Below are 5,366 nucleotides of genomic sequence, written 5' to 3'. Positions count from 1 at the left end.
GATGAATGCCTCACGAGCTGTACACTGGCTGGCAGAGACGCCCCGGGCCAGAACACGCGTGACCCGCTTCGCAGCCTTGGCAAAAGCCGCCTGACTTCGCCGACAGTATCTCACCTACGTCACGACCTGGAGCGGCTTCGTCTATGCGGCCTTCGTCGTCGACGTTTTTGCCCGCCGGATCGTCGGCTGGCGCGTATCGGGCTCGGCCCGGACGGACTTCGTGCTCGATGCCCTGGAGCAGGCCCTGCACGAGCGCCGCCCCTTCGCCGGCGGCAGTCTCGTCTGCCATTCCGACCGCGGGTCGCAATACGTCAGCATCCGCTACACCGAGCGCCTCGCCGAGGCAGCTATCGAACCCTCCGTCGGCAGCGTCGGCGAATCGTACGATAATGCTCTCGCCGAGACGATCATCGGCCTGTTCAAGACCGAGGTGATCCACCGGCGCGGCCCGTGGCGCTCAGTTGGAGGCCGTCGAGTTCGCCACCCTCGAATGGCTCGACTGGTTCAACACTCGCCGCCTGCTCGAACCCATCGGGAATATCCCTCCCGCCGATGCCGAAGCGCGCTACTATGCCTAAACCGAGGCGCAAGCCTTGGCCGCATGATCCAAGCCAAACGGCCTCCGGGAAACCCGGAGCGGTTCACTCGCGGGGCGGGCGCACGACCAAGATTCACGCCCTCACCGACCGCTTTTGCCGCCCACTCGCCTTTGCTGACTGGTTGGCAGGCCGCCGACTGCAAGGCCGGCGCGCTGCTGCTCGAACGCCTGCCCGCCTGCCGCATCGTGCTAGCGAACAAGGGCTACAACAGCGACGCCATTCGGCGGCAGATCGAGGCAGCCGGGGCCGCGACCAACATCCCGCCAAAGATCAACCGCCGCTGGACGCCGTGCTTCTCACCCGTGCACAATCCGAGGGCGCAACGCCATCGAGCGCATGTTCGGCCGCCTCAAGGACTTTCGCCGCATCGCCACCCGCTACGACCGTCTAGCGACCGACTATCTCGCCGCCGTCTGCCTCTCCGCCACCATCAGCTACTGGTTTTGAGTCGACACGGTAGACGACGAGTTGGTGAAGGCCCTGCGCAAGGCGTCCGACGATCCGGCGGACCACGCCCTGATCGGTGGCTTCGGACCAAAAGCGATGGGCGCTACAACCCGGCGCGCTCGACGCCGTGAAGCGGAGTCTCTGACGATGCTCGTCAGTAATTTCGAGAACGATACCGAGTCACACGTCACATCGCTGCGTAGGAACGATCAGGACTACGAGGTCGGGACAGGGTAGATCGCTCGACCGAAGGTAGCGGTACTGGATGTTCTGATTGATAATGCCCGGCTCGATCTCGACTCCATTGTGTCTCGTCGGCTGATTTCCTTAGAAGAAACAAGAGCAGCATAGTCACGGCCGCGGCGATCGTCCTCTTTGATCGCGGGGCCGCAGGCCGATATCCAAATTGTTTTAGCCATGCCGCTGGGCTCGAACCCGACGCGACCACTGCTGATCAGTGCGCTGGCGTGGTTCAAGCTGATCGAGCTCGTGCGGTGGCGGTTGCAGCTGACCATGCGCGGCGGCAACAGCGTCACACTCTAGCCCGGCGATTAATTTTCGGTTAACGATTTTAGTAAATAATTTTAGATAGCCTCGTGCCCACCTGCGCGAAATCACGCCTATAATATCGAGTAATTCTCATGCTACGAACCGGCATTTATGGTGGGAATGATCCCAATAATGTAGCATCTTATAATACCTGGGCCGGCAAGCCCGCCGACAATGTTCTCGTTTTTCTGAATCAAAATAGTTGGCAGGCGTTTGATAGTTCGATCTCATACTCAGTTGACATGTGGAAAGGCTCCTCAGCCGACCCGATCTACTCCGTTCCCTTGACCGTAACTGGTACGAGTTTAGAGCAAACCGCCAGCGGATCATACAACGATCATTATCTCAATGCCGCGCAATCTATGGCGGCGGCAAGCGACACCGATCAACCAATCTACGTCCGTCTCGGATGGGAGTTCAACGGAAACTGGCAACCGTGGGCCGCCAAAGGTCACGAGGCCGCCTTCATCACCACATACCAAAACGCGGCCCAAACCTTCCATTCTGTTTCTAGTAAATTTAAATTCGTTTGGGATGTGAATATAGATGGCGGCAATATGGATCCGTCTAAAGCATATCCGGGCGACAATTATGTCGATGTGATCGGATCTGATATATATTACAACCATCAATGGGACTCATCCGACCCAATTCCTGCCTTCAACCACAAAGTGTCCACCGATTATGGCTTGAATTGGCAATCAAACTTCGCACAAGCACACGGTAAGCCGACAGCAATCTCTGAATGGGGGGTTTCCAGTAATAACGACGGTCCATATGTTCAGTCTATGTTCAAATGGATGACCGATCATGATATGATTTACGAAAATTACTGGGAATCAAACGGAGCTTACTCCGGTGAATTGCATAATGGTCAGTACCCCAACGCAGGCGCCGCATTCAAAGCCGCGATCGCTAATCTGTCGCCACCACCGGATCCGGGCAACCATGGCGGCGGCACTCCGGTGAATGGCGGCAGTGCATCCACTGACCCTGATGCTGCTTCCGGCTCCGATAAGCCGACGCCGTCACCTGCCTCGACTAATCCGAACGCAGCTCAAACGGTCGGCCCAGCCCGCTGCTACGTCTCAGGAACGCGCATCCGCGTACTTCGCGGGCGCACCATCCAAGACGTGCCAGTCGAACGCCTATGCGTGGGCGACCTTGTCATCACCGCCACCGGCAAACCGCGTCCCATCCGGTGGATCGGCAACCGCTGCTACGTCGGTTTGACGGCTCCAAAGCACGATCGCCCAGTGCGCATTAAAGCTAGAGCGCTCAGCGATGGCATCCCCACCCGCGACCTGCTTGTATCCCCGGATCATGCTCTGATGGTCGACGGCCTGTTCATCGCCGCTGGCCACCTCGTCAACGGCACTTCGATCACGCGCGGCGAGGTGGTTCAGGACCTCACCTATTGGCATGTCGAGTTGGACAGCCACGATCTCCTGCTGGCCGAGAACACACCAACGGAGAGCTTCTTGCCCGCCCCTGGCTTGCGCGTGGGCTTCTGCGGTGTGCAGGCTCTCGACGCGGGCGCAGCGCCCATGTCCTACGCTCCTCGAACCGAACTTGGCTCCGAACTCGCCGCGCTGCGTGGGCGCTTGGCCCGTCGGGCTGTTTCATCGGGTGGTACCGCAGAATTAGGCCCCGTGCGTGCCTGGCTCGATCGATGCGTAGTTGGAGCTGACGGCCAGTTGCACTTGGCCGGCTGGGCTCAGGACGCCAGTCAGCCGGACGCCCCGGTTTGCCTGGACATCCTAGTGGACGGCACGATTGTGGCTCTGGCGGTGGCCTCCGAGTACCGGGCCGACATCGCGGCGGCCGGGGTGGGAAACGGTCGCCACGGCTTCGACCTCGGCTTGGCGGTGCCCCTGATCTTGGGCGTGCCGCACGTCGTCGAGGTGCGCCGCTCGACCGACGGGGCTCTGGTGTGCGCCAAGCAGATCGATGCGGCGGGAGCGTGGACGGCGCTGCTGGCGGCGTAACCACAACCTGCTGGAGCGGGCGTGATGCCGACGACTTCAGCTTCTCAGGCGTATGCCAGCGCTCGCGAGCGTCATCGTCCGCAGTGTAGCGCGACGATCTGGATGAGGGCCGAGCGACAATCAGGATGAGAGACTGGTGTCGCGGCCGATTGAAGATGAGCGGGTCAGTCGACCCGCGCAAGGTGTATCTGAGTGAAGTTCGTGTCGCAGCGAGTTACGCCTCAGCGGTCTTGATTGTCGCGCGGGTCGGTGGTCGGCCGGGACCGCGCTTTCGATCGAGGGCGGTACGACTCTGGTAGCTCTCGACGTTCATCTCGAAGATGGTGGCATGGTGCACCAGCCTGTCGACGGCGGCGAGCATCAATGCCGGATCGGGGAAGATCCGACCCCACTCGCCGACGGGCTGGTTGGTGGGGATTATCAAGGAGCGTCGCTCGTAGCGGGCGCTAATCAACTCGAACAGCATGCTCGTCTCCGCTCGATCCTTAGTAACGTAGGCGAGGTCGTCGAGGATCAGCAGGTCGAAGCGGTCGAGCCGGCTGATGGCCGCCTCCAGGCCGAGGTCGCGCCGGGCGACCTGCAGCTTCTGGACGAGGTCGGTGGTGCAGGTGAACAGCAACTTGAAGCCGGCCTCGACGAGGGCGAGCCCGATCACGGGGGCGAGATGGCTCTGCCCCCCGCTAGAGGCCGACGAAGTCGCGCATCTTCTCGACGAACGCTGGATCGGCGGAGAGCTTGAAGGTGTCAGCTTGGTACGGCCGCAGACCGAAGGCGCGCCAGATCCGTGACACCGCACTCTGGCTCATGCCCGTACGGCGCGCCATCGAGCGGGTACTCCAGTGCGTGGAGTTGGCCGGTGGCTCTTCCAGAGTTAGAGCGACCAGGCGCTCGACGGCCTCGTCATCGATGCTGCGGGGCGCCCCGGAGCGCGGCGCGTCGACCAGCCCCTGCAGCCGATGCGCGGCGAAGCGGCCCGCCACAGCGCCACCGTCTGGCGGCTGCCCACCAGCGCCGTCGCCATCCCCAGGTTGGTCGCGCCCGGTTCGGCGCAGGCCAGGATGATACGCAGTCGCGAAACCAGCGCCTGCCCGGTCCCGTGTCGGCGCAGCTCACCCTTCTCGTGCTGGCTGAGATCGAGAGAGACTGCCTTTGGGCCACGCGACATGGCGCACTTCCATCAGGACGCATCCAAAGATCCGCCCACCCGAATAAACTGTCAAACCTCTTCTAACTCAGATCACTTGGTCGCAGCATCAGGTGCCTTAAATTCGGCCTCAAAGTGATGGTTCATAAATCCAATATTTGTGGCGAGAAACAGCATATTAGCCCTCTATCTTTGTACCAAACCGCGCTTGATGCCGCGACAAAAAGGTCAATCGATATAAATTACCGAGCGCAGTGTCTGTTAAATGTTTAAATATGCCGGCCGATGGATGGTTTTCCAATTTTGATGAGCATAAAAATAAATTCGCTCAATTTCATGCTTTGAATAGGTTGCTGGTACTAATTTCATGAGCTAATTAACTACTGGTAAATAGATATCAACTGTCCACCGTAATGTCATTCCGCTTCGGTGGCCTTCTCGGGATCGCAATGCCAATTGGATATGACTGAGGCCGCTCGGCTAGTCGCTGAGCAGGTGAGCGGGGCTACAGAGACCGTCGCCGATGCGGTTCTGCCCCCCGCGCCCTTCGTGGTTGGCGGCCTGCGTCTGGACTGGGCGGCCAAGCGGAGCCTGGACGTCGGCGTGGCGGTGACGGCGCTGTTCGTGCTTCTGCCGCTG

Annotated in this window: 2 protein-coding genes and 4 pseudogenes; 4 read left to right on the top strand and 2 right to left on the bottom strand. The window is 60.5% G+C overall.

Annotation, left to right across the window (positions count from 1 at the left end; genetic code table 11):
* Positions 1 to 112: 112 nt before the first annotated feature.
* The 4 genes and pseudogenes from MFF58_RS31220 to MFF58_RS31205 form a co-directional block, all read left to right on the top strand.
* Positions 113 to 578 (top strand): annotated as a pseudogene (locus tag MFF58_RS31220) (DDE-type integrase/transposase/recombinase); the annotation flags it as partial.
* Between the two features lie 67 nt (positions 579 to 645).
* Positions 646 to 1,046, top strand: a pseudogene (locus MFF58_RS31215) (IS5 family transposase); the annotation flags it as partial.
* Between the two features lie 375 nt (positions 1,047 to 1,421).
* Positions 1,422 to 1,589, top strand: a complete 168-nt coding sequence (locus MFF58_RS31210; protein ID WP_238294151.1) for a hypothetical protein — start codon at positions 1,422 to 1,424, stop codon at positions 1,587 to 1,589.
* Between the two features lie 98 nt (positions 1,590 to 1,687).
* Positions 1,688 to 3,583, top strand: coding sequence for a Hint domain-containing protein (locus MFF58_RS31205; protein WP_238294149.1), 1,896 nt, complete (start codon positions 1,688 to 1,690; stop codon positions 3,581 to 3,583).
* A 214-nt stretch (positions 3,584 to 3,797) separates the two neighbouring features.
* Here MFF58_RS31205 and MFF58_RS31200 read toward each other — a convergent pair.
* A pseudogene (locus MFF58_RS31200) lies at positions 3,798 to 4,262 on the bottom strand (ATP-binding protein); the annotation flags it as partial.
* 4 nt (positions 4,263 to 4,266) lie between these two features.
* Positions 4,267 to 4,748 (bottom strand): annotated as a pseudogene (locus tag MFF58_RS31195) (helix-turn-helix domain-containing protein); the annotation flags it as partial.
* Between the last annotated feature and the right edge of the window lie 618 nt (positions 4,749 to 5,366).

It is taken from the genome of Methylobacterium longum (genome assembly GCF_022179385.1).
Lineage (GTDB): Bacteria > Pseudomonadota > Alphaproteobacteria > Rhizobiales > Beijerinckiaceae > Methylobacterium > Methylobacterium longum.
This window is presented reverse-complemented; position numbering and strand designations above follow the sequence as displayed.

Coding starts and splice junctions, on each gene's coding strand:
- MFF58_RS31205 (WP_238294149.1), top strand. CDS start 1,688: ATGCTACGAACCGGCATTTATGGTGGGAATGATCCCAATAATGTAGCA.